23 protein-coding genes and 1 pseudogene are annotated in these 20,900 nt (G+C 41.0%); 16 read left to right on the top strand and 8 right to left on the bottom strand.

The window, feature by feature from the left end; translation table 11 throughout:
• Window positions 1-18: 18 nt before the first annotated feature.
• From QM959_RS06795 to QM959_RS06780, 4 genes and pseudogenes are all read left to right on the top strand, one after another.
• Window positions 19-860 (top strand): annotated as a pseudogene (locus tag QM959_RS06795) (aldo/keto reductase).
• Between the two features lie 399 nt (window positions 861-1,259).
• Window positions 1,260-2,177: a glycine--tRNA ligase subunit alpha gene (gene glyQ, locus QM959_RS06790; protein WP_084940864.1), complete on the top strand. Its 918-nt coding sequence runs from the start codon at window positions 1,260-1,262 to the stop codon at window positions 2,175-2,177.
• Window positions 2,178-2,388: 211 nt separating this feature from the next.
• Window positions 2,389-4,425, top strand: a complete 2,037-nt coding sequence (gene glyS / locus QM959_RS06785; protein WP_414372268.1) for a glycine--tRNA ligase subunit beta — start codon at window positions 2,389-2,391, stop codon at window positions 4,423-4,425.
• Window positions 4,426-4,466: 41 nt separating this feature from the next.
• The gene (locus tag QM959_RS06780) at window positions 4,467-4,724 is read left to right on the top strand and encodes a DUF896 family protein (protein ID WP_414372266.1); all 258 of its coding nucleotides are present in this window, start codon (window positions 4,467-4,469) and stop codon (window positions 4,722-4,724) included.
• A 267-nt stretch (window positions 4,725-4,991) separates the two neighbouring features.
• Here the strand turns inward: QM959_RS06780 and QM959_RS06775 are convergent, their stop codons facing one another.
• Genes QM959_RS06775 through QM959_RS06765 form a run of 3 tightly spaced genes read right to left on the bottom strand, consistent with a single transcriptional unit; the run spans window position 4,992 to window position 7,836 of the window.
• Entirely contained in the window at window positions 4,992-6,230 is a 1,239-nt protein-coding gene (locus QM959_RS06775; RefSeq protein ID WP_414372264.1) for an NAD(P)H-dependent oxidoreductase, read from the bottom strand.
• A gap of 18 nt (window positions 6,231-6,248) precedes the next feature.
• Window positions 6,249-6,854 carry an NADPH-dependent FMN reductase gene (locus QM959_RS06770; protein ID WP_075229439.1) on the bottom strand — a complete coding sequence of 202 codons (606 nt, stop codon included), beginning with the start codon at window positions 6,852-6,854 and terminating at the stop codon, window positions 6,249-6,251.
• Between the two features lie 58 nt (window positions 6,855-6,912).
• Window positions 6,913-7,836 carry an FAD:protein FMN transferase gene (locus QM959_RS06765; RefSeq protein ID WP_247934476.1) on the bottom strand — a complete coding sequence of 308 codons (924 nt, stop codon included), beginning with the start codon at window positions 7,834-7,836 and terminating at the stop codon, window positions 6,913-6,915.
• Window positions 7,837-8,144: 308 nt separating this feature from the next.
• Between QM959_RS06765 and nox the strand changes: the two genes are divergently transcribed.
• The 3 genes from nox to pdxT all read left to right on the top strand — a co-directional run bounded on the left by nox (window position 8,145) and on the right by pdxT (window position 11,330).
• Window positions 8,145-9,524 carry a H2O-forming NADH oxidase gene (nox, locus tag QM959_RS06760; RefSeq protein ID WP_414372262.1) on the top strand — a complete coding sequence of 460 codons (1,380 nt, stop codon included), beginning with the start codon at window positions 8,145-8,147 and terminating at the stop codon, window positions 9,522-9,524.
• Window positions 9,525-9,872: 348 nt separating this feature from the next.
• Window positions 9,873-10,748, top strand: coding sequence for a pyridoxal 5'-phosphate synthase lyase subunit PdxS (pdxS, locus tag QM959_RS06755; protein ID WP_115904792.1), 876 nt, complete (start codon window positions 9,873-9,875; stop codon window positions 10,746-10,748).
• A complete protein-coding gene (gene pdxT, locus QM959_RS06750; RefSeq protein WP_414372259.1) occupies window positions 10,749-11,330 on the top strand; it encodes a pyridoxal 5'-phosphate synthase glutaminase subunit PdxT in 582 nt (193 codons plus the stop codon). It abuts the gene before it with no gap.
• Between the two features lie 20 nt (window positions 11,331-11,350).
• Here the strand turns inward: pdxT and trhA are convergent, their stop codons facing one another.
• Together trhA and QM959_RS06740 are read right to left on the bottom strand one after the other, a co-directional pair.
• A complete protein-coding gene (gene trhA, locus QM959_RS06745; protein WP_247934472.1) occupies window positions 11,351-11,998 on the bottom strand; it encodes a PAQR family membrane homeostasis protein TrhA in 648 nt (215 codons plus the stop codon).
• Window positions 11,995-12,441, bottom strand: a complete 447-nt coding sequence (locus tag QM959_RS06740; protein WP_414372257.1) for a DUF1836 domain-containing protein — start codon at window positions 12,439-12,441, stop codon at window positions 11,995-11,997. The genes trhA and QM959_RS06740 overlap by 4 nt, the downstream gene beginning before the upstream one ends.
• Window positions 12,442-12,575: 134 nt before the next feature.
• Between QM959_RS06740 and QM959_RS06735 the strand changes: the two genes are divergently transcribed.
• From QM959_RS06735 to trxB, 7 genes are all read left to right on the top strand, one after another.
• Complete coding sequence (locus tag QM959_RS06735; protein ID WP_414372255.1) at window positions 12,576-13,070, top strand: N-acetyltransferase family protein; 495 nt, start codon at window positions 12,576-12,578, stop codon at window positions 13,068-13,070.
• Window positions 13,070-13,588 (top strand): methylated-DNA--[protein]-cysteine S-methyltransferase, encoded by a 519-nt coding sequence (locus QM959_RS06730; protein ID WP_414372253.1) that lies wholly within the window; start codon window positions 13,070-13,072, stop codon window positions 13,586-13,588. Before QM959_RS06735 ends, QM959_RS06730 begins: the two co-directional genes overlap by 1 nt.
• Window positions 13,589-13,593: 5 nt before the next feature.
• Entirely contained in the window at window positions 13,594-13,950 is a 357-nt protein-coding gene (locus tag QM959_RS06725; protein ID WP_247934468.1) for an arsenate reductase family protein, read from the top strand.
• Window positions 13,951-14,107: 157 nt separating this feature from the next.
• Window positions 14,108-14,908, top strand: coding sequence for an amino acid ABC transporter permease (locus QM959_RS06720; protein ID WP_049552098.1), 801 nt, complete (start codon window positions 14,108-14,110; stop codon window positions 14,906-14,908).
• Window positions 14,908-15,651, top strand: a complete 744-nt coding sequence (locus QM959_RS06715; RefSeq protein ID WP_247953167.1) for an amino acid ABC transporter ATP-binding protein — start codon at window positions 14,908-14,910, stop codon at window positions 15,649-15,651. Before QM959_RS06720 ends, QM959_RS06715 begins: the two co-directional genes overlap by 1 nt.
• 77 nt (window positions 15,652-15,728) lie before the next feature.
• Entirely contained in the window at window positions 15,729-15,953 is a 225-nt protein-coding gene (locus QM959_RS06710) for a DUF4059 family protein (protein ID WP_000926599.1), read from the top strand.
• A 65-nt stretch (window positions 15,954-16,018) separates the two neighbouring features.
• On the top strand, window positions 16,019-16,930 hold the full coding sequence (trxB, locus tag QM959_RS06705) for a thioredoxin-disulfide reductase (RefSeq protein WP_414372251.1): 912 nt from the start codon (window positions 16,019-16,021) through the stop codon (window positions 16,928-16,930).
• Window positions 16,931-16,948: 18 nt separating this feature from the next.
• Here trxB and QM959_RS06700 read toward each other — a convergent pair whose 3' ends face one another.
• The 3 genes from QM959_RS06700 to def are packed head-to-tail and all read right to left on the bottom strand — an operon-like array spanning window position 16,949 to window position 18,551.
• A complete protein-coding gene (locus tag QM959_RS06700) occupies window positions 16,949-17,119 on the bottom strand; it encodes a hypothetical protein (protein WP_414372249.1) in 171 nt (56 codons plus the stop codon).
• Between the two features lie 47 nt (window positions 17,120-17,166).
• Window positions 17,167-17,895 (bottom strand): 23S rRNA (guanosine(2251)-2'-O)-methyltransferase RlmB, encoded by a 729-nt coding sequence (rlmB, locus tag QM959_RS06695; protein ID WP_156012277.1) that lies wholly within the window; start codon window positions 17,893-17,895, stop codon window positions 17,167-17,169.
• Window positions 17,896-17,939: 44 nt separating this feature from the next.
• The gene (gene def, locus QM959_RS06690) at window positions 17,940-18,551 is read right to left on the bottom strand and encodes a peptide deformylase (protein ID WP_001272952.1); all 612 of its coding nucleotides are present in this window, start codon (window positions 18,549-18,551) and stop codon (window positions 17,940-17,942) included.
• Window positions 18,552-18,725: 174 nt separating this feature from the next.
• Here def and QM959_RS06685 point away from each other — a divergent pair, with 174 nt between their 5' ends.
• Together QM959_RS06685 and QM959_RS06680 are read left to right on the top strand one after the other, a co-directional pair.
• Window positions 18,726-20,051, top strand: a complete 1,326-nt coding sequence (locus QM959_RS06685; protein WP_414372247.1) for a CapA family protein — start codon at window positions 18,726-18,728, stop codon at window positions 20,049-20,051.
• A 21-nt stretch (window positions 20,052-20,072) separates the two neighbouring features.
• Window positions 20,073-20,900: a Cof-type HAD-IIB family hydrolase gene (locus QM959_RS06680; RefSeq protein WP_261075804.1), complete on the top strand. Its 828-nt coding sequence runs from the start codon at window positions 20,073-20,075 to the stop codon at window positions 20,898-20,900.

The following is a 20,900-nucleotide window of genomic DNA, read 5'->3' as shown; positions in this document are numbered from 1 at the left end:
TCATAGAAAGGAAAAATAATGAAATCTTATACTTTAAACAATGGTGTTACAATTCCAGTACTGGGATTTGGAACCTGGAAAGCTGAAAATGGAGAGATTGCCTATCAAGCTGTACTAGAGGCTTTAAAGGCAGGCTATCGCCATATCGATACGGCAGCGATTTATAAAAATGAAGAAAGCGTTGGTCGTGCTATTCAAGATAGTGGCATTCCGAGGGAGGAAATCTTTGTAACCAGTAAACTTTGGAATACAAATCATAACTATGAGCAAGCTCGTCAGGCTTTTGAAGAGTCTTTAGAGAAGCTGGGCTTGGATTATTTGGATCTGTATTTGATTCATTGGCCGAACCCAAAACCTTTAAGAGAAAATGAGGCATGGAAAACTCGCAATGCTGAGATTTGGAGAGCGATGGAGGATCTTTATCTAGAAGGTAAAATCCGTGCTATCGGAGTTAGTAATTTCCTTCCCCATCATTTGGTGCCTTGCTTGAAACAGCAAGAATCGTTCCTGCGGTTAATCAAGTTCGTTTGGCACCAGGTGTGTATCAAGAGGAAGTAGTAGATTACTGTCGAGAAAAAGGAATTTTATTGGAAGCTTGGGGGCCTTTTGGTCAGGGAGAACTGTTTGATAGCAAGCAAGTGCAAGAAATTGCGGCAAATCACGGAAAGTCTGTTGCTCAAATAGCCTTGGCCTGGAGCTTGGCAGAAGGATTTTTACCACTCCCAAAATCTGTCACAGCATCGCGTATTCAAGCTAATCTTGATTGCTTTGGAATTGAACTGAGTCATGAGGAAAGAGAAACCTTAAAAACGATTGCTGTTCAGTCGGGTGCTCCACGAGTTGATGATATGGATTTCTAGAAAATCATAAAAAGAATTGTACATTCTTCTAATTTTTGATATAATAGTCTGCAGGAAAGAAAGTCTTATGGCGTTCTTCAAGCGAGCTTGGGATAGTGGGAGCCAAGTAGGACAAAATAAAGAACTGGCGCTTTCTGTAGTATTTAAAAAAGCAATGAAGTAATAAATTAGGGTGGAACCGCGTTTCTGACGCCCCTAGTCGCAAGGCTTGGGTGTTGAAATTCGGTTCTTTTTGATTTTGAACCTGAGTCTTCTTTCAAGAAAATCAGTCCTGGATTTTCTATACAGTCTCACTGCTTCATGTGTTTAAGCTAGACGCAGTACTAACTCGTCTTGCCTCGTATAATCGACTAGGCAGACTCGTATCGCAAGAAATCATTTTTTATTAAGGAGTATTCAATGTCTAAGAAATTAACATTTCAAGAAATTATTTTGACTTTGCAACAATTTTGGAATGACCAAGGTTGTATGCTAATGCAGGCTTATGACAATGAAAAAGGTGCGGGAACCATGAGTCCTTATACTTTTCTTCGTGCCATCGGACCTGAGCCATGGAATGCGGCTTATGTAGAGCCATCACGTCGTCCTGCTGACGGTCGTTACGGGGAAAACCCTAACCGTCTTTACCAACACCATCAATTCCAAGTGGTCATGAAGCCTTCTCCATCAAATATCCAAGAACTTTACCTTGAATCTTTAGAGAAATTGGGAATCAATCCTTTGGAACACGATATCCGTTTCGTTGAGGACAACTGGGAAAACCCATCAACTGGTTCAGCTGGTCTTGGTTGGGAAGTTTGGCTTGATGGGATGGAAATCACTCAGTTCACTTACTTCCAACAAGTGGGTGGATTGGCAACTGGCCCTGTGACCGCGGAAGTTACCTATGGTTTGGAGCGCTTGGCTTCTTATATTCAGGAAGTGGATTCTGTCTATGATATCGAATGGGCTGATGGTGTAAAATACGGAGAAATCTTCATCCAGCCTGAGTACGAGCACTCAAAATATTCATTTGAAATTTCGGACCAAGAAATGTTGCTTGAAAACTTTGATAAGTTTGAAAAAGAGGCTGGTCATGCCTTGGAAGAAGGCTTGGTACACCCTGCCTATGACTATGTTCTTAAATGTTCACACACCTTTAACCTGCTTGATGCGCGTGGTGCCGTATCTGTAACAGAGCGTGCAGGCTATATCGCTCGTATCCGTAACTTGGCCCGTGTCGTAGCCAAAACCTTTGTCGCAGAACGTAAACGCCTAGGCTACCCACTTTTGGATGAAGCAACACGAGCTAAACTCTTAGCAGAAGACGCAGAATAAAGAGAGTGACAAATTACGAAAATGGGCGAACAGTGTGAGCCCTGAGCTAGTTGCCGCAGTGATGAAGGTATCCTTAGTGAAGCTAAGGATACTAGGCAAAATTGGAGACTTTTAGCTCCAATTTTAGCAATGAAACAACCAAGTTGGTTACTTGCGTGCCAATCACATAAGGCAAACTGGAAAATAAAAAGATACTTTTCGGAGAAAAAACATGACAAAAAACTTATTAGTAGAACTCGGTCTTGAAGAATTACCAGCCTATGTTGTTACGCCAAGTGAAAAACAACTAGGCGAAAAAATGGCAACCTTCCTCAAGGAAAACAGCCTGTCTTTTGAAGCTATTCAAACCTTCTCAACACCACGTCGTTTGGCTGTTCGTGTCACTGGGCTTGCAGACAAGCAGTCTGATTTGACAGAAGATTTCAAGGGTCCAGCAAAGAAAATTGCCTTGGATAGTGATGGGAACTTTACCAAAGCAGCTCAAGGATTTGTCCGTGGAAAAGGCTTGACTGTTGAAGATATTGAATTCCGTGAAATCAAGGGTGAAGAATACGTCTATGTCACTAAGGAAGAAATTGGTCAAGCAGTTGAAGCCATTGTTCCAGGTGTTGTGGATGTCTTGAAGTCACTGACTTTCCCTGTCAGTATGCACTGGGCTGGTAATAGCTTTGAATACATCCGTCCTGTGCACACTTTAACCGTTCTCTTGGATGAGCAAGAGTTTGATTTGGATTTCCTTGATATAAAGGGTGATCGTGTCAGCCGTGGTCATCGTTTCTTGGGACAAGAAACCAAGATTCAGTCAGCCTTGAGCTATGAAGAAGACCTTCGTGCACAGTTTGTAATTGCAGATCCACGTGAACGTGAGCAGATGATTGTGGACCAAATCAAAGCAATCGAAGCTGAACATGGTGTCCGTATCGAAATTGATGCCGACTTGCTAAATGAAGTCTTGAACTTGGTTGAATATCCAACTGCCTTCATGGGAAGTTTTGATGCCAAATACCTTGACGTTCCAGAAGAAGTTTTGGTGACTTCGATGAAAGAACACCAACGTTACTTTGTTGTCCGTGATCAAGATGGTAAACTCTTGCCAAACTTCATTTCAGTTCGTAATGGAAACGCAGAGCATTTGGAAAATGTCATCAAAGGAAATGAGAAAGTCTTGGTAGCCCGCTTGGAAGATGGAGAATTCTTCTGGCGTGAAGACCAAAAATTGGTGATTTCAGATCTTGTTGAAAAATTAAACAATGTAACCTTCCATGAGAAGATTGGTTCTCTTCGTGAACACATGATTCGTACGGGGCAAATCGCGGTACTTTTGGCAGAAAAAGCTGGCTTGTCAGTGGATGAAACAGTTGACCTAGCCCGTGCAGCAGCCATTTACAAGTTTGACTTGTTGACAGGTATGGTTGGTGAATTTGACGAGCTCCAAGGAATTATGGGTGAGAAATATGCCCTTCTTGCTGGTGAAACTCCAGCAGTGGCAGCTGCTATTCGTGAACACTACATGCCTACATCAGCTGAAGGAAAACTTCCAGAGAGCAAGGTTGGCGCAGTTCTAGCCATTGCAGACAAATTGGATACGATTTTGAGTTTCTTCTCAGTAGGCTTGATTCCATCAGGTTCTAATGACCCTTACGCCCTTCGTCGTGCAACTCAAGGTGTGGTTCGTATCTTGGATGCTTTTGGTTGGCACATTGCTATGGATGAGCTGATTGAGAGCCTTTATGCATTGAAATTTGAGAGCTTGACTTATGAAAATAAAGCAGAAGTTATGGACTTTATTAAGGCTCGTGTTGATAAGATGATGGGTTCTACTCCAAAAGATATCAAGGAAGCCGTTCTTGCAGGATCAAACTTTGTCGTGGCAGATATGTTGGAAGCAGCAAGTGCTCTCGTAGAAGCAAGCAAGGAAGAAGACTTTAAACCATCTGTTGAATCACTTTCTCGGGCCTTTAATTTGGCTGAGAAGGCAGAAGGAATTGCTACAGTTGATTCAGCACTCTTTGAAAATGACCAAGAAAAAGCTTTGGCAGAAGCAGTAGAAACACTTGTTTTATCAGGATTTGCAAGTCAGCAATTGAAACAGCTCTTTGCGCTTAGCCCAGTTATTGATGCTTTCTTTGAGAATACCATGGTAATGGCAGAAGATCAGGCTGTCCGTCAAAATCGCTTGGCTATCTTGTCTCATTTAACTCAAAAAGCAGCTAAGCTTGCTCGTTTTAACCAAATTAATACTAAATAAAATTTGATAAACGGACTTTATCTTATCACAAAGGAGAAGAAATGGATCCGAAAAAAATTGCTCGTATCAATGAGCTTGCTAAAAAGAAAAAAACAGAAGGCTTAACACCAGCTGAAAAAGTGGAACAAGCCAAACTACGTGAGGAGTACATCGAAGGTTATCGTCGTGCAGTTCGTCACCATGTTGAAGGTATTAAAATCGTGGATGAGGAAGGAAATGACGTGACTCCTGAAAAACTTCGTCAAGTGCAACGCGAAAAAGGATTACACGGTCGTAGTCTCGATGACCCACATTCATAATAAGCATTATTCCTTTTAACAAGGATAGATAAAATAATACTCAATGAAAATCAAAGAGCAAACTAGGAAGCGAGCCGCAGGTTGCTCAAAGCACTGCTTTGAGGTTGTAGATAAGACTGACAAAGTCAGTAATCATACCTACGGCAAGACGAAGCTGACGTGGTTTGAAGAGATTTTTGAAGAGTATAATAACCAAAAGACTAGCAGTTTGTGTTGCTAGTCTTTTTATCACTAAAAAAGGAACCGGGATGGTTCCTAAATCTATTATTAGTTACTTGCACCAGATGTAGCGTCTGCGCCACCACCGTGACCTCCAGCATCACCTGCATCAGAAGCTCCAGATGTGGCATCTGCTCCGCCATGTCCTCCAGCAGGAGCTGCAGCATTTCCACCAACTAGACGTTGCCCAGTTTCTTTCAAGTACCAGTCAAGCCATGGTTGGAAGTTGAAGACAATCTCGTTAATACCAGCATATGAACCATCAGGATAGTACATAGCTTGGTAGTTGTGAGTATTAATGACACCAGCAGGTGAACCAGGAACAATTGTACGTACGTAATCTTGATTACCATTACGAAGTGTTCCGATAACCCACTCAACGTTTTTCATACGTGCTGGTGGAAGTGAACCGTGAACTGTTGACATACGGCTACCAGATTGAGATGGTACACGTTTTGCAAACATTGTATCAGGGTCTTGGTGAGCGTTGTTGTAGTAGAGGAATTGGTTGTTATCGTCAGCATATGTCAATTCAAAAGGCATAGCTTTCAAGAACATATCAATTTGGTTAACTGTAAGGATACCATGGTCAAGTTTAACGTATGTATCACCGGATACAGCACCTGTAATTTCTGCAACTTTTTCTACCCATTCTGGGTCATCAGGGTCAACATCTGTAATCGTTGTAGCGATTGGTTTTCCACAATCCAAGTCTTCTGGTTCAATTGGTTTTGGTTTTTTCAATTTAGAAACGACTCCTACGTATTTGACAAAGTTATCTAAGCAAGTTTCAAGGAATTTAACAGTTCCTTCGTTAATAATATTTCCGTTCGCATCAAAAGCTTCTTTAGCTTTTCCAAGGAGGAATTCATTACCTGGTAATGTGTAGGCATTCACTCCTGGTGCGTCAAGAATCTTACGAAGGTGAACTTGAGCACGTGAAGTTCCTTGGTCATAGTATGAAGCACCCACAATCATGGCTGGTTTGTTTTCAAACGGATGTACTTCAAATGAAAGCCATTCAAGAACTGACTTAAGTGAAGCAGAAATAGTGTGGTTGTGCTCAGGAGTTGCAATAATGACACCATCTGCACGAGTAATTTTATTGTAAAGTAGGCGCAACTGGAAGCTGTCGTCCCATTTTTCATCTTGGTTAAACATTGGAACTTCATCGATTTCCAAAACCTCTAGTTCAAATTTAATTTTAAACTGACGGCGGATGAATTCCAAGAGTTTGCGGTTATATGATTGATCGTAGTTTGATCCAACAAGTCCAACAAATTTCATTCTATTTTGTCTCCTATCTTACAAATTTTCCCAGTCAAATTCTTCTGCATCTTTACGAAGCAATTCTTGAGCGCTACGCAATTTCTCAGTAATCTTGACAAAGATACGGAAGTCATCAAAGATGGCATCCAATTTATTGATGACATCAAGATCTACCAAGTCACCATTCTTATCAAATGCTTGAAGAGAGTGAGAAAGTAAGAATTCATCAGGAAGAACTGTTGCTTTAATCTCAGGAGCATTCAAAATTTGACGAAGTTGCAATTGAGCACGTGAAGAACCAAGTGTGCCATATGAAGCACCAGTAATCATAACAGGTTTATTCAAAAGTGGGAATACTCCGTAAGAAATCCAAGCTAGGGCGCTCATAAGAACAGCTGGAATTGAGTGGTCGTATTCTGGTGTACCGATGATAACACCATCAGCTGCTTCGATTTTAGCTACGATTTCCATAGCTTCAGCCGGAATTTGTTTGTCGGCTGGTTTATTGAAGACTGGAAGATCTTTAATTTCTACTAATTCGATTTCTGCTTTATCAGCAAAGTGTTTTTGCATATATTGAAGCAGTTGACGGTTTGTGGAACGTTTTGAGTTAGTTCCTACAATAGCAATAAGTTTTAACATGAGATTTCCTTTCTCTTTTTACATAATACGATTTAAAACTCCATTGAAACATCTATTTCTATAGAGTAGGAATTCCTGAAGAACAGCTTAGGTGACCTTCTTTATCGATGAGGATAGCTTCGATGCCCTCCAAACTTTCGACTTGCCAGAGGATAGAAGCAGGTCTTTCTCCAAATAAACGAGTTGTCCAGATTTCGCCATCGACTGACTTATCAGAGATGATGGTTAGACTAGCTAGTTCCGTTTCAACAGGATATCCTGTTTGGCTGTCAAAAATATGATGGTAATCTTTTCCATCGACTGTCAGGTGACGTTCATAAATGCCTGAAGTCACGACAGATTTATTGACAACGGGGATGGTCATTAAGTGATTTCCCCTCGGATTGGCTGGGTCTTGAATCCCGATTTGCCAAGGCTGATCCCCTCTTGCCCGATTTTTTCCAATGGTCAGGATATTCCCTCCCAGATTGATCAAGGCAGAAGTCACTCCCTCTTCTCTAAGAAATTGGGCAACCTTATCCGCACTATAACCCTTGGCTAAACAACCAAGATCAATCTTCATTCCTTTCTGTTTTAAAAACACAGTGGAAGTGGAAGAATCTAACTCGATATAATGAGGATTGATTAAAGGTAGCACCGATTCAATCTCTTGAGGCTGGGCAACTTTGGCATCTGAAAAACCGATGCGCCAGGTTTGAATCAAGGGACCAATACTGATGTTGAGATGGCTAGAGGGTGCTAGGCTATGTTCTAATCCAAGTGAAATTAGCTCAAACAGGTTTGGATGAACCTTTACTGGAGCTATTCCAGCTTGATGATTGATTTCCATCAACTCAGATTCTTGGCTATTGGCATTGAAGCGGTATTCAAGCTCTTTGAGCAAATTAAAGGATTTTTGGAGCAAGTTATCGGCTCGCTCATCCACTAATGAAATAGTGATAGTGGTCCCCATTAGTCGTTCGGAATGTGAACTAAGAGGCAAGCTACCAACTCCTTTCTCTTATGAAAAGAAGGCTGAAATATGTTGAGTTTATATTAAATTTAACCCCTTACATTTTCTTTCCATGATACTAGCATACCATAAAGTCAGCGTTTTCACAAATAAAATTTGTAAAGTTGTCAAGAAATATGCTCAGAAAATAAAGAATAATTGTAAGAAAGGATGGTAAAATACAGATTATTTACATTTTTTTACAAAAAAATCAGGAAAATCAGCAAAACTCTTGTAAACGCTAACAGTAAATGTTATACTAGAAGAGTAAATATAAAATTGAAGGTAGGAATTTTTCTATGAGTAAAATCGTTGTAGTTGGTGCTAACCACGCTGGTACAGCATGTATTAATACTATGTTGGATAATTTTGGAAATGAGAACGAAATCGTTGTATTTGACCAAAACTCTAACATCTCTTTCCTAGGATGTGGAATGGCCCTTTGGATTGGTGAGCAAATCGACGGTCCTGAAGGCTTGTTCTACTCTGATAAAGAAATGCTTGAAGCTAAAGGTGCGAAAATTTACATGAACTCACCTGTACTTTCAATCGACTACGATAACAAAGTTGTTACTGCAGAAGTTGAAGGAAAAGAACACAAAGAATCATACGATAAGTTGATCTTTGCTACTGGTTCTACACCAATTTTGCCTCCAATTGAAGGTGTTGAAATTGTTAAAGGTAACCGTGAGTTCAAAGCAACTCTTGAAAACGTACAATTCGTTAAATTGTATCAAAATGCTGAAGAAGTTATCAACAAACTTGCTGATAAGAGCAAACACCTTGAACGTATCGCTGTAGTTGGTGGTGGTTACATTGGTGTTGAGCTTGCTGAGGCTTTCGAACGTCTTGGAAAAGAAGTTGTCCTTGTTGATATCGTTGACACAGTATTGAACGGATACTATGACAAAGACTTCACACAAATGATGGCTAAAAACTTGGAAGACCACAACATCCGTTTGGCTCTTGGACAAACTGTTAAAGCTATCGAAGGTGATGGTAAAGTTGAACGCTTGATTACTGACAAAGAAACATTTGATGTGGATATGGTTGTTCTTGCAGTTGGATTCCGTCCAAACACAGCTCTTGCTGACGGTAAGATTGAACTCTTCCGTAACGGAGCCTTCCTTGTTGACAAGAAACAAGAAACATCAATTCCAGGTGTTTATGCAGTGGGTGACTGTGCGACTGTTTATGACAACGCTCGTAAAGACACTAGCTACATCGCGCTTGCTTCAAACGCTGTTCGTACCGGTATCGTAGGTGCCTACAACGCTTGTGGACATGAACTTGAAGGAATCGGTGTTCAAGGATCAAACGGTATCTCAATCTATGGTCTTCACATGGTTTCAACTGGTTTGACACTTGAAAAAGCAAAAGCTGCAGGTTACAATGCAACTGAAACTGGATTCAACGATCTTCAAAAACCAGAATTTATGAAGCATGACAACTATGAAGTAGCTATCAAGATTGTCTTTGATAAAGACAGCCGCGAAATTCTTGGCGCTCAAATGGTATCACGTGATTCAGCTATCAGCATGGGAATCCACATGTTCTCACTTGCTATCCAAGAACACGTTACAATTGATAAATTGGCATTGACAGACCTATTCTTCTTGCCACACTTTAATAAACCTTACAACTACATCACAATGGCTGCACTTACAGCAGAAAAATAAAAATAAATGAGCTATCTGGCCTTAAGTTAAGGTCGGATAGTTTTTTATACTCAATGAAAATCAAAAAGCAAACTGGGAAGCTAGCCACAGGTTGCTCAAAGCACAGCTTTGAGGTTGTCGATAGAACTGACGAAGTCAGCTCAAAACACTGTTTTGAGGTTGCAGATAGAACTGACGAAGTCAGTCACATATATAATCCAAGGTGAAGCTGACGTGGTTTGAAGAGATTCTCGAAGAGTATTAGTTAATCTGTACCCATACAATTACGATTTTTTTATCTTGTACTTCATTCTAATCTAACTTAAAATGAAATGGTAGCTACCAATACAAATGATGAGGATAAAACAAATGACTGAAAATCGTTATGAACTAAATAAAAACTTGGCGCAGATGCTCAAGGGTGGGGTTATCATGGATGTGCAAAATCCTGAACAGGCCCGTATTGCAGAGGCTGCTGGTGCGGCAGCTGTTATGGCCTTGGAGCGGATTCCAGCTGATATTCGTGCAGCTGGTGGGGTTTCCCGCATGAGTGACCCAAAGATGATTAAGGAAATCCAAGAAGCGGTTAGCATTCCAGTGATGGCCAAGGTCAGAATTGGCCATTTTGTTGAAGCTCAGATTTTAGAGGCTATTGAAATTGACTATATCGATGAGAGTGAAGTTCTATCTCCAGCCGATGACCGTTTCCATGTGGACAAGAAAGAATTTCAAGTTCCTTTTGTCTGTGGGGCGAAGGACTTGGGGGAAGCCTTGCGTCGTATCGCTGAAGGTGCTTCTATGATTCGTACAAAAGGAGAACCGGGTACGGGGGATATCGTCCAAGCCGTTCGTCATATGCGTATGATGAATCAGGAAATTCGCCGCATTCAAAATCTACGCGAGGACGAACTTTATGTTGCTGCGAAGGACTTGCAAGTACCTGTAGAATTGGTTCAATATGTCCATGAACATGGGAAATTGCCAGTTGTAAACTTCGCAGCTGGAGGCGTTGCAACGCCAGCAGATGCTGCGCTGATGATGCAACTTGGTGCTGAAGGCGTCTTTGTTGGCTCAGGAATTTTCAAGTCAGGCGATCCTGTTAAACGAGCGAGTGCTATTGTTAAGGCTGTGACTAACTTCCAAAATCCTCAAATCCTAGCTCAAATCTCTGAAGATTTAGGAGAAGCCATGGTTGGTATTAATGAAAATGAAATCCAAATTCTCATGGCTGAGCGAGGAAAATAGATGAAAATCGGAATATTAGCCTTGCAGGGAGCCTTTGTAGAACATGAAAAAGTGCTTGCTGAACTAGGAGTTGAAAGTATTGAATTGCGAAATCTTGAAGATTTTCAACAACATCAGAGTGACTTGTCAGGTTTGATTTTACCCGGTGGTGAGTCTACAACCATGGGCAAGCTTTTACGTGACCAGGACATGCTGATTCCCATTCGAGAAACCATTCTATCTGGATTACCAGTGTTTGGGACCTGTGCAGGTTTAATTTTGCTAGCTAAGGAAATTACTTCTCAGGACGAGAGTCATCTTGGAACTATGGATATGGTGGTCGAGCGCAATGCCTATGGGCGCCAACTAGGGAGTTTCTATACGGAAGCAGAATGTAAGGGAGTTGGTCAAATTCCAATGACCTTTATTCGTGGTCCGATTATCAGTAGTGTTGGAGAGGGTGTAGAAATTCTAGCAACAGTTGATAATCAAATCGTTGCAGCCCAAGAAAAAAATATGTTGGTAACTTCTTTTCATCCAGAATTGACTGATGATGTGCGCTTGCACCAGTATTTTATCAATATGTGTAAAGAAAAAAGTTGAGATTGAATTTCTCAACTTTTTTACATATAATAAACAATGGCGATGTATTGGAGTGCGGACGCAGCTAGGATAAAGAGATGCCAAATCATGTGGAAATAAGGTTTTTTCTTGGCGTAAAATCCAGCCCCAACTGTATAAGAGAGTCCGCCAGTTACCATGAGACTCCAGAAAATTGGTGTCGTTTGACTAATAATGGCAGGAATGATAGCCAGAACCAACCAGCCCATAATCAGGTAAAGAGCAAGGCTAAATTTCTCATTGACTTTTTTAGCAAAGATTTTATAGAGAATACCAAAGATGGTCGTTCCCCACTGGATGGTAATAATCAGATAGCCAAACCAGTTATTCATTAAGGTTAATACGACGGGCGTGTAAGATCCAGCAATGGCAACGTAAATCATAGAATGGTCAATGATTCTCAAGACATATTTATGGGTCGAACCATAGGCCATAGAGTGATAAATGGTGGATGATAGAAACATGAGAAAGAGACTGATGACGAAAATGGAAACGCCGATAGATGATAAAAATCCATGTGTCTCATAACTATAGGTGGACGAAATAGGGAGTAAGATCAGCATGATGACTGCACCCACAGCATGGGTCACGCTATTAGCGATCTCCTCTCCAAAACTGAGTTGTTTGCTGAGTTTAAGGCTAGTGTTCATTGGATTATCTCCTCTTCAGTATGGTGGATTAAGGCTAGAGTTTGATGATAGAGTTTAACGGTTTGGCAGCTAGTTTGGATAATAGGGTTAGCTGGGTCAATTCCTTGGTTCATGTAGTCCACAAAAGCATCGTAGAGTTGATCTGAATTTGCTTGACTTTGTAGAGTATTAAGTGTCTGGGCTATTTCTTGAATAGAAAATACAGACTTGAGGGTTGTGATAGCAATCAAACGTGCAATCTGTTGGCGTTGGTATTTTTTCTTATCAGGCTTTGTCAGGTAACCATGTTTCACATAATTATTGACCATAGATGCTGTCAGGCCCTTTTCTTTATCAGGAGAGATAGGAGCGCAGACCTGATTGACATAAAGCAAAACCTGATCTAGATAGAGGTCAATGTTTGGAATTTCTGCCCATTTTGGGTAGGAAAAGGTAGTTTTCATTTTCAACTCATTTTTATCTAGTTTTAATAACTAGATTATAAGAAAATAAAAACAGAAAGTCAAGTTTTAACTGCTTGTGAAAAGGCTTAAATTATGCTATGATGGGAGAAACTAGTCAGAAATGAGGAGAAAAGATGGAGATTCGTTTAGCTTTTCCAAATGAAGTAGATGCCATCATGCAGGTGATGGAGGATGCTAAAAAATGTTTAGCAGATGCTGGTAGTGACCAGTGGCAAAATGGTTATCCAAATGCTGATGTTGTTATTGAGGATATTATCTCAGGCCAGGCCTACGTAGCCTTAGAAGAGGGAGAACTACTAGCTTATGCTGCTGTGACCAAGAGTCCAGAGGCAGCCTATGAAGCCATTTATGAAGGAAAATGGCAAGCTGGAGAGTCAGAGTATCTAATCTTTCACCGTATTGCTGTGGCAGCAGCTGTACAGAGACAGGGAGTTGCTCAAACCTTTTTAGAGGGCTTGATTGAAGGCTTTGATTATCTAGATTTTCGCTCAGATACGCACTCTGAAAACAAGGTTATGCAACATATTTTTGAAAAACTGGGTTTTAAACAGGTCGGTAAGGTGCCGGTTGATGGGGAACGCTTGGCCTATCAAAAATTGAAGAAATAATGCAAAAGAAGTACGCAAAAATTCTCTACTCTTCGCCAATTGGTATTCTATCACTGGTAGCTGATGACCATTATTTGTATGGAATTTGGGTGCAGGAGCAGAAGAATTTTGAGAGGGGACTAGGAGATGAAACGATCGAAGAAGTTGTTAGTCATCCTATTTTAGACCCAGTTATTGCTTGCTTAGATGCTTACTTTAAAGGCAAGTCTCAAGAGTTATCCGACTTGCCCTTGGCTCCAATCGGAACGAATTTTGAAAAGCGAGTTTGGTCCTACTTACAGGGAATTCCTTATGGTCAGACAGTGACCTATGGACAAATAGCCCAAGAACTGCAAGTGGATTCTGCTCAAGCTATTGGTGGAGCAGTGGGACGCAATCCTTGGTCTATCTTAGTACCTTGTCATCGTGTGCTGGGCGCAGGCAAGCGTCTGACAGGTTATGCGGCAGGAATGGAAAAGAAAGCCTGGCTCTTGGAGCATGAAGGTGCAGATTTTAAAGACATAAACAATAGAAAGTGAAAGACATGTTAGAATTTATCGAATACCCAAAATGTTCAACTTGTAAAAAAGCAAAACAAGAATTAAACCAACTCAGTGTGGACTATAAAGCTGTTCATATCGTGGAAGAAACACCAAGCCAAGAAGTTATTTTAAACTGGTTAGAAACCTCAGGTTTTGAGTTGAAGCAATTTTTCAACACCAGTGGAATCAAATACCGTGAATTAGGGCTGAAAGATAAGGTAGGAAGTCTGTCAAACCAAGAAGCAGCTGAGTTGCTAGCAAGTGACGGTATGTTGTTAAAACGCCCCATTTTAGTGGAGAATGGAACTGTTAAACAAATCGGTTATCGAAAACCTTATGAAGAATTGGGATTGAAATAGTTTTTACTTATCTCTTTGATAGATAAAATATATAACCTCCCTGTTTCAAAGTATGATAAACTAGTAGATAGACAAAGTTCGTATCTGACCATAGCAAATAATTTCATTGACGGCAGAAGTATGGTAGAATGAATCATTATCAGGAGAGGATGTTTTTATGAATGTTACAACGATTTTAGCATCAGATTGGTACCAAAACTTGATGCAATTGATTCCGGATGGCAAGCTTTTTAGCTTGCGTTCGGTCTTTGATGGAATCCCTAGAATTGTCCAACAACTTCCAATAACGATTATGTTGACAATTGGTGGTGCCCTTTTTGGCTTGGTTTTAGCACTTCTTTTTGCCATTGTGAAAATTAATCGTGTCAAGATTTTATATCCCTTACAGGCCTTCTTTGTTAGCTTTTTAAAAGGGACACCAATTTTGGTGCAACTCATGTTGACCTACTACGGAATCCCTTTGGCTTTGAAAGCCCTCAATCAACAATGGGGAACTGGTCTCAATATCAATGCTATTCCAGCTGCTGCTTTTGCGATTGTCGCCTTTGCTTTTAATGAAGCGGCTTATGCTAGTGAAACCATTCGTGCAGCCATTCTCTCAGTCAATCCTGGTGAGATTGAGGCGGCACGCAGTCTGGGTATGACTCGAGCACAAGTTTATCGTCGAGTGATTATTCCAAATGCAGCTGTTGTGGCGACACCAACCTTGATCAATTCCTTAATCGGCTTGACCAAGGGAACATCCCTAGCCTTTAGTGCGGGTGTTGTGGAAGTCTTTGCCCAAGCTCAGATTTTAGGTGGAGCTGATTACCGCTATTTTGAACGCTTTATCTCCGTTGCCCTTGTTTATTGGGTAGTCAATATTGGAATTGAAAGCCTCGGTCGTTTCATCGAGAGGAAAATGGCTATTTCTGCACCAGATACAGTGCAAACAGATGTGAAAGGAGACCTTCGTTAATGATTAAGATTTCGAATTTAAGCAAATCCTTTTCAGGACAGACTGTCTTGAATCATCTGGACTTGGATATTCAAAAAGGGGAAGTTGTCGCCTTGATTGGTTCTTCAGGAGCTGGAAAATCAACCTTCCTTCGCAGTCTCAATTATCTTGAAACACCTGACAGTGGCTCTATTCAGATTGATGATTTCTCAGTTGATTTTTCTAAAATCACTCAAGAAGAGATCCTTGCCCTACGTCGTAAGCTGTCTATGGTTTTCCAACAGTTTAATTTGTTTGAACGCCGTACAGCACTTGATAATGTGAAAGAAGGCTTGGTTGTTGTCAAGAAATTATCTGACCAAGAAGCGACTAAGATTGCCAAGGAAGAGTTGGCTAAGGTTGGGCTTTCTGATCGTGAAAACCATTATCCTCGCCATTTATCAGGTGGACAAAAGCAACGGGTTGCCCTAGCGCGTGCGCTTGCTATGAAACCAGATGTCTTGCTCTTAGACGAACCAACTTCAGCCCTTGACCCAGAATTAGTCGGCGAAGTAGAGAAGTCTATTGCAGATGCTGCTAAGTCAGGTCAAACCATGATTTTAGTCAGCCATGACATGTCCTTTGTAGCTCAAGTGGCTGATAAGATTCTCTTCTTAGATAAGGGAAAAATCATTGAGTCTGGAACACCGGATGAGATTATCCACCATCCTAAAGAAGAGCGGACAAAAGAATTCTTTGCTAGTTACAAACGGACTTATATTTGATATAATAGATAAAGAAAAACTCAGTTAGCTGGACTAGCTGAGTTTACTCTTTAAAAAAGATAGAAATGAGAGAAATCATGCTACTGCAACTATTTTCTTTATATTTCGAGAGTTTGATCTTGACTACCATCCTTGTCCTGATTTTTTTAGGGATTTGGATTGGATTGAGAGCCATGTCGGGAGTTGATAAGACAGCCAAGGCTCGCCAAGCCCATCTCTATGATATGATTATGATTGGAGTCTTGGTTGTTCCAGTATTATCCTTTGCGGTTATGAGTTTAATTCTTGTTTTTAAGGCATAATCCTTGCGTGATTGACAAGAAAGAGTTAGAATAAAGATAGTTACAACAAGAAAGAAGGAAACTATATGTACGATACTATTATTATCGGTGCTGGACCTGCAGGGATGACTGCGGCCTTGTACGCTGCTCGAAGTAATTTGAAAGTAGCCTTGATTGAAGGTGGTCTACCAGGTGGTCAGATGAACAATACATCGGATATCGAAAATTACCCAGGATACGCTAATATTAGTGGGCCAGAATTGGCAGAAAAGATGTTTGAACCACTTGAAAACCTTGGTGTTGAGCACATTTATGGCTATGTTGAAAATGTCGAAGACCATGGTGATTTTAAGAAAGTGATGACTGATGATCAAACATATGAAACACGTATAGTTATCGTAGCAACTGGTTCTAAACACCGTCCTTTGGGAGTACCTGGAGAAGAAGAACTGAACAGTCGTGGTGTTTCTTACTGTGCCGTGTGCGATGGTGCTTTCTTCCGTGACCAAGATTTGTTGGTAGTCGGTGGTGGAGATTCAGCTGTTGAAGAAGCCCTCTTCTTGACTCGCTTTGCTAAGACTGTTACCATTGTTCACCGTCGTGACCAACTTCGTGCCCAAAAGGTTTTACAAGACCGCGCCTTTGCGAATGAGAAGATCAGTTTTATCTGGGATTCTGTAGTGAAAGAAATCAAGGGTGAAAACCGAGTAGAATCTGTCGTATTTGAAAATGTGAAAACAGGTCAAGTGACAGAGCAAGCCTTCGGTGGTGTCTTTATCTATGTTGGATTGGACCCTCTTAGCGATTTTGTTAAAGAATTGAATATCCAAGATCAAGCAGGCTGGATTGTGACAGATAACCACATGAAAACTGCAGTTGACGGTATCTTTGCAGTTGGTGATGTTCGCTTGAAAGACCTTCGTCAAGTGACAACAGCAGTTGGAGATGGAGCTATCGCTGGTCAAGAAGCTTACAAGTTTATCACCGAACATAGTTAATACTCTTCGAAAATCTCTTCAAACCACGTCAACTTCGCCTTGTCGTAGATATAGGTAACTGACTTCGTCAGTTTTATCTGCAACCTCAAAACAGTGTTTTGAGCTGACTTCGTCAGTCTTATCTACAACCTCAAAGCAGTGCTTTGAGCAACCTGCGGCTAGTTTCTTAGTTTGTTCTTTGATTTTCATTGAGTATAATCATAAAAAAGTTTCCAATCAGATGACTGGAAACTTTTTTATAGTCTATTTCGGAAAACTTCGTACATGAGAATGGCTGCAGCAACACTGGCATTGAGGCTTTGAACATGTCCATTCATAGGAATGGTAATCATTTCATCGACCTGTTTTTTGATGTTGCTAGAGATGCCTTTTCCTTCATTTCCGATGATGAGGGCGATTTTCCCTTTTGTATTCCACTTGTGGCAAGGAGTCCCATTCATATCTGTTCCAAAGGTCCAGAATCCTTCATCCTTGAGTTTATCTAGAGTTTGGCTTAGATTGGTTACTCGAGCGATGGGAACGTGCTCAATAGCACCTGTGGCCGTTTTGGCAACGACAGGAGTAACACCGACAGCACGGTGCTTGGGAATGATAACACCTGAAACATTGGTCGCATCGGCGGTTCTTAAGATGGAACCTAAGTTGTGAGGGTCGGTTAACCCGTCCAGAATTAATAGAAGTGGATTTTCTTCTTGACGTGTTTTTGCTAGGATGTGTTCTAATTCGCTATAGGCAAATTCAGACACTCGTAGAACAAAACCTTGGTGAACAGCACCTTCAGTCATCTCAGAGAGGGATTTTTTTGAAGTCCAAGAAATGGACACCTTCTTTTCTGTAGCCAGTTCCTTGACTTTCTCAAGATTCTTACCTCGTAGGTCTTCTTGGAGGTAGAGTTTGTTGCCAGTATTTGCAAGGAGGGCTTCGGTAACGGCGTGGACGCCATAGACAATATCATTTGTTTTCATGCCTCTATTATAACACAAAACCCCGTCATGCAACGGGATTTTCTTTATTCTAGAATCAGTAAACCATCTTTAACTGCAAATGGGTCTTTTTCATTGATACGATCGTAAAACATGATGCCGTTTATGTGGTCAATTTCATGCTGAACAACAATGGAGTTATAACCTTTAAGTTTGATACGGTGTTTTTCCCCATCTTTGTCAAAGTAGTCAACAGTAACGCGGGCATGGCGAACAACATAGCCAGGCACGTTACGGTCAACAGATAGGCAACCTTCTCCTTCACCAAGAGCAGCGTCTTGAACAGAGTGAGAGACGATTTTGGGATTGTACATAATGGCTTGCAAGTCGTAGGCTTCTTGTGGAGTTTCGCCTTCTTCGACAATATTAGGTACCAAAACAGCGATAATGCGTTTTGAGATATCCAATTGAGGAGCAGCCAGTCCAACCCCACCGCGGAGTCCCAATTTTTCAGCCATGACAGGATCTTGGGAATGTTTAAGGAATTGCATCATCTTTTCACCAAGGATGATTTCCTGATCAGATAGGGGGAAAGTAACTTCCTCAGCAACTGCGCGTAGAGTTGGGTTCCCCTCGCGGATAATATCGTTCATATCAATTAAGTGAGCAGCTTTTGTAATACGTTCTATTGCAGACATTTTCTCTCCTTTCATTACCTCTACATGATATCACAAAATGTCAAGGATTGAAAGTATTACGGCATCGAGCTTATATAGAAAATGCCTAGCAGGTTCGATTCAGTTGTGAAAGAATTTCTTATCTGTGATATAATAAAAAGAAAAGGCTTGCATAAGAAAGTAGGGAGAATGAAGATGCAAAGAAGACAAGATAGAAATCAGCGTGGTTCAGCTTTTCGTTTTATGAGGGGGTTTGTAAACTTTTTTAGGAGTTATCGTAAGTGGAGTAATAAGGGATTTGTGGCGATACTCTTGCTAGCAGTTGCTTTATCAATGGGCTTGGTCTTATTATTTGAAAGTTTTCAAGGAATTCCCTTGACTAGTCAGAAAAAGGATACTATTTCTCAAGAAGCTAATAAGACGAATCAAAATTCCAAAGATCAGGAAGAGGAAAAAACTGCTAGAATTATGGCCAACGGGGACCTCCTCTATCATATTCCCATCTATCGTTCTGCTTTAAAAGAAGATGGGACCTATGATTTTCATGAAAATTTTGATTATGTGAAACCATGGCTCAAACAAGCAGATCTGATTATAGGCGATTTTGAAGGTACTGTTAACAAGGACCACTATTTGGCAGGTTATCCTCTCTTTAATGCACCTGGAGAAGTCATGGATGCTATCAAGGATGCCGGTTATCAAGTGCTAGACTTGGCGCATAACCATATCCTAGATTCACAAATAGAAGGTGTGGTTTCAACAGCAGATGCTATTGAGAAGGCAGGAATGACACCTATTGGAGTGTATACGCATGAGTCCCGTGATCAAGCTCCACTGGTTATCAAGGAAGTGAACGGCATCAAGGTTGCACTTTTGGCCTATTCTTATGGATTTAATGGAATTGAGCAAAGTATTTCTCAAGAAGACTATAACCGCTATCTTTCAGATTTAAATGAAGACAAGATGAAGGCTGAAATTGAACGAGCAGAGAAGGAAGCGGATATTACCATTATTATGCCTCAAATGGGTGTGGAGTATCGCTTGGAGCCAACTGAAGAACAAAAGGCTCTTTATCACAAGATGATTGATTGGGGAGCGGATATTATCTTTGGAGGGCATCCTCACGTTGTAGAACCATCTGAAACAGTTGAAAAAGATGGGGATAAGAAACTCATTATCTATTCAATGGGGAACTTCATTTCCAATCAACGAATTGAAACCATGCAAGACGAAGAGAATGCTAAGTGGACAGAGCGTGGCGTGCTCATGGATGTGACCATTAAGAAAAAAGCAGGTAAGACGACAATCGAAACTGCCAAAGCGCATCCTTCTTGGGTAAACCGTACACCGAAAGGAACCTATTCTCCAGAAGGTTATCCACTCTTCCTTTACCAAACCTATATCTTAGAAGATTTTATCGAGGGTGGTAGTCATCGTGACCAGTTAGATGAAGCAACTAAGGAACGAATTGATACAGCCTATAAAGAAATGAACGAACATGTAGGATTGAAGTGGGACTAGCTTGAATCCAGAGGAAAGAAAATGACGATTAAAGTAATTGCGACAGATATGGATGGGACCTTGCTGGATGCCAGAGGCCAGCTTGATATTCCACGCTTGGAAAAGATTTTAGATCAGTTGGATCAAAGGGGTATTCGTTTTGTCATCGCGACTGGGAATGAAATTCACCGCATGAGGCAACTACTGGAGCACTTGGTGGATCGAGTGATTTTGGTTGTTGCTAATGGTGCTCGTATTTTTGAAAACAATGAACTGATTCAGGCCCAGACTTGGGATGATGCTATTGTCGACAAGGCTTTGGCTCATTTCAAGGATCGAGCGTGTCAGGACCAGTTTGTTGTAACGGGGATGAAGGGTGGTTTCGTCAAAGAAGGTACCATTTTTACAGATCTTGAAAGTTTTATGACTCCAGAAATGATTGAAAAATTCTATCAACGGATGCAGTTTGTGGATGAGTTAACCTCTGACCTCTTTGGTGGTGTGCTCAAGATGAGTATGGTTGTTGGTGAGGAACGGTTGAATTCGGTCTTGGAAGAAATCAATGATCTCTTTGATGGCCGTGTTCGGGCTGTATCGAGCGGCTATGGTTGCATTGATATCCTTCAAGCTGGGATTCATAAAGCATGGGGCTTGGAAGAATTACTCAAGCGTTGGGAATTGAACCCCCAACAAATTATGGCTTTTGGTGACAGTGAAAATGATGTTGAAATGCTTGAAATGGCTGGAATTGCCTATGCGATGGAAAATGCTGATGACAAGGCCAAAGCTGTGGCGACTGCTCTAGCCCCAGCCAACAGCCAAGGAGGAGTTTATCAAGTTTTGGAAAACTGGTTAGAAAAAGGAGAATGA

Origin of the sequence: Streptococcus mitis (assembly GCF_047459985.1) — a bacterium.
Lineage (GTDB): Bacteria > Bacillota > Bacilli > Lactobacillales > Streptococcaceae > Streptococcus > Streptococcus mitis_DZ.
The sequence above is the reverse complement of the archived record's forward strand: the minus strand, read 5'-3'. Positions and strand labels throughout refer to the sequence as shown.

What these genes read in the sequence shown, in the direction of transcription:
- glyS (WP_414372268.1), top strand. Translation starts at nt 2,389, where the DNA reads ATGACAAAAAACTTATTAGTAGAACTCGGTCTTGAAGAATTACCAGCC.
- QM959_RS06710 (WP_000926599.1), top strand. Translation starts at nt 15,729, where the DNA reads ATGCTACTGCAACTATTTTCTTTATATTTCGAGAGTTTGATCTTGACT.
- QM959_RS06680 (WP_261075804.1), top strand. Translation starts at nt 20,073, where the DNA reads ATGACGATTAAAGTAATTGCGACAGATATGGATGGGACCTTGCTGGAT.
- QM959_RS06730 (WP_414372253.1), top strand. Translation starts at nt 13,070, where the DNA reads ATGCAAAAGAAGTACGCAAAAATTCTCTACTCTTCGCCAATTGGTATT.
- def (WP_001272952.1), bottom strand. Translation starts at nt 18,551, where the DNA reads ATGTCTGCAATAGAACGTATTACAAAAGCTGCTCACTTAATTGATATG.
- trhA (WP_247934472.1), bottom strand. Translation starts at nt 11,998, where the DNA reads ATGAACACTAGCCTTAAACTCAGCAAACAACTCAGTTTTGGAGAGGAG.
- glyQ (WP_084940864.1), top strand. Translation starts at nt 1,260, where the DNA reads ATGTCTAAGAAATTAACATTTCAAGAAATTATTTTGACTTTGCAACAA.
- QM959_RS06720 (WP_049552098.1), top strand. Translation starts at nt 14,108, where the DNA reads ATGAATGTTACAACGATTTTAGCATCAGATTGGTACCAAAACTTGATG.
- pdxS (WP_115904792.1), top strand. Translation starts at nt 9,873, where the DNA reads ATGACTGAAAATCGTTATGAACTAAATAAAAACTTGGCGCAGATGCTC.
- QM959_RS06735 (WP_414372255.1), top strand. Translation starts at nt 12,576, where the DNA reads ATGGAGATTCGTTTAGCTTTTCCAAATGAAGTAGATGCCATCATGCAG.
- QM959_RS06770 (WP_075229439.1), bottom strand. Translation starts at nt 6,854, where the DNA reads ATGTTAAAACTTATTGCTATTGTAGGAACTAACTCAAAACGTTCCACA.
- QM959_RS06715 (WP_247953167.1), top strand. Translation starts at nt 14,908, where the DNA reads ATGATTAAGATTTCGAATTTAAGCAAATCCTTTTCAGGACAGACTGTC.
- pdxT (WP_414372259.1), top strand. Translation starts at nt 10,749, where the DNA reads ATGAAAATCGGAATATTAGCCTTGCAGGGAGCCTTTGTAGAACATGAA.
- QM959_RS06775 (WP_414372264.1), bottom strand. Translation starts at nt 6,230, where the DNA reads ATGAAATTTGTTGGACTTGTTGGATCAAACTACGATCAATCATATAAC.
- QM959_RS06740 (WP_414372257.1), bottom strand. Translation starts at nt 12,441, where the DNA reads ATGAAAACTACCTTTTCCTACCCAAAATGGGCAGAAATTCCAAACATT.
- rlmB (WP_156012277.1), bottom strand. Translation starts at nt 17,895, where the DNA reads ATGAAAACAAATGATATTGTCTATGGCGTCCACGCCGTTACCGAAGCC.
- QM959_RS06685 (WP_414372247.1), top strand. Translation starts at nt 18,726, where the DNA reads ATGCAAAGAAGACAAGATAGAAATCAGCGTGGTTCAGCTTTTCGTTTT.
- trxB (WP_414372251.1), top strand. Translation starts at nt 16,019, where the DNA reads ATGTACGATACTATTATTATCGGTGCTGGACCTGCAGGGATGACTGCG.
- QM959_RS06780 (WP_414372266.1), top strand. Translation starts at nt 4,467, where the DNA reads ATGGATCCGAAAAAAATTGCTCGTATCAATGAGCTTGCTAAAAAGAAA.
- nox (WP_414372262.1), top strand. Translation starts at nt 8,145, where the DNA reads ATGAGTAAAATCGTTGTAGTTGGTGCTAACCACGCTGGTACAGCATGT.
- QM959_RS06725 (WP_247934468.1), top strand. Translation starts at nt 13,594, where the DNA reads ATGTTAGAATTTATCGAATACCCAAAATGTTCAACTTGTAAAAAAGCA.
- QM959_RS06700 (WP_414372249.1), bottom strand. Translation starts at nt 17,119, where the DNA reads ATGAAAATCAAAGAACAAACTAAGAAACTAGCCGCAGGTTGCTCAAAG.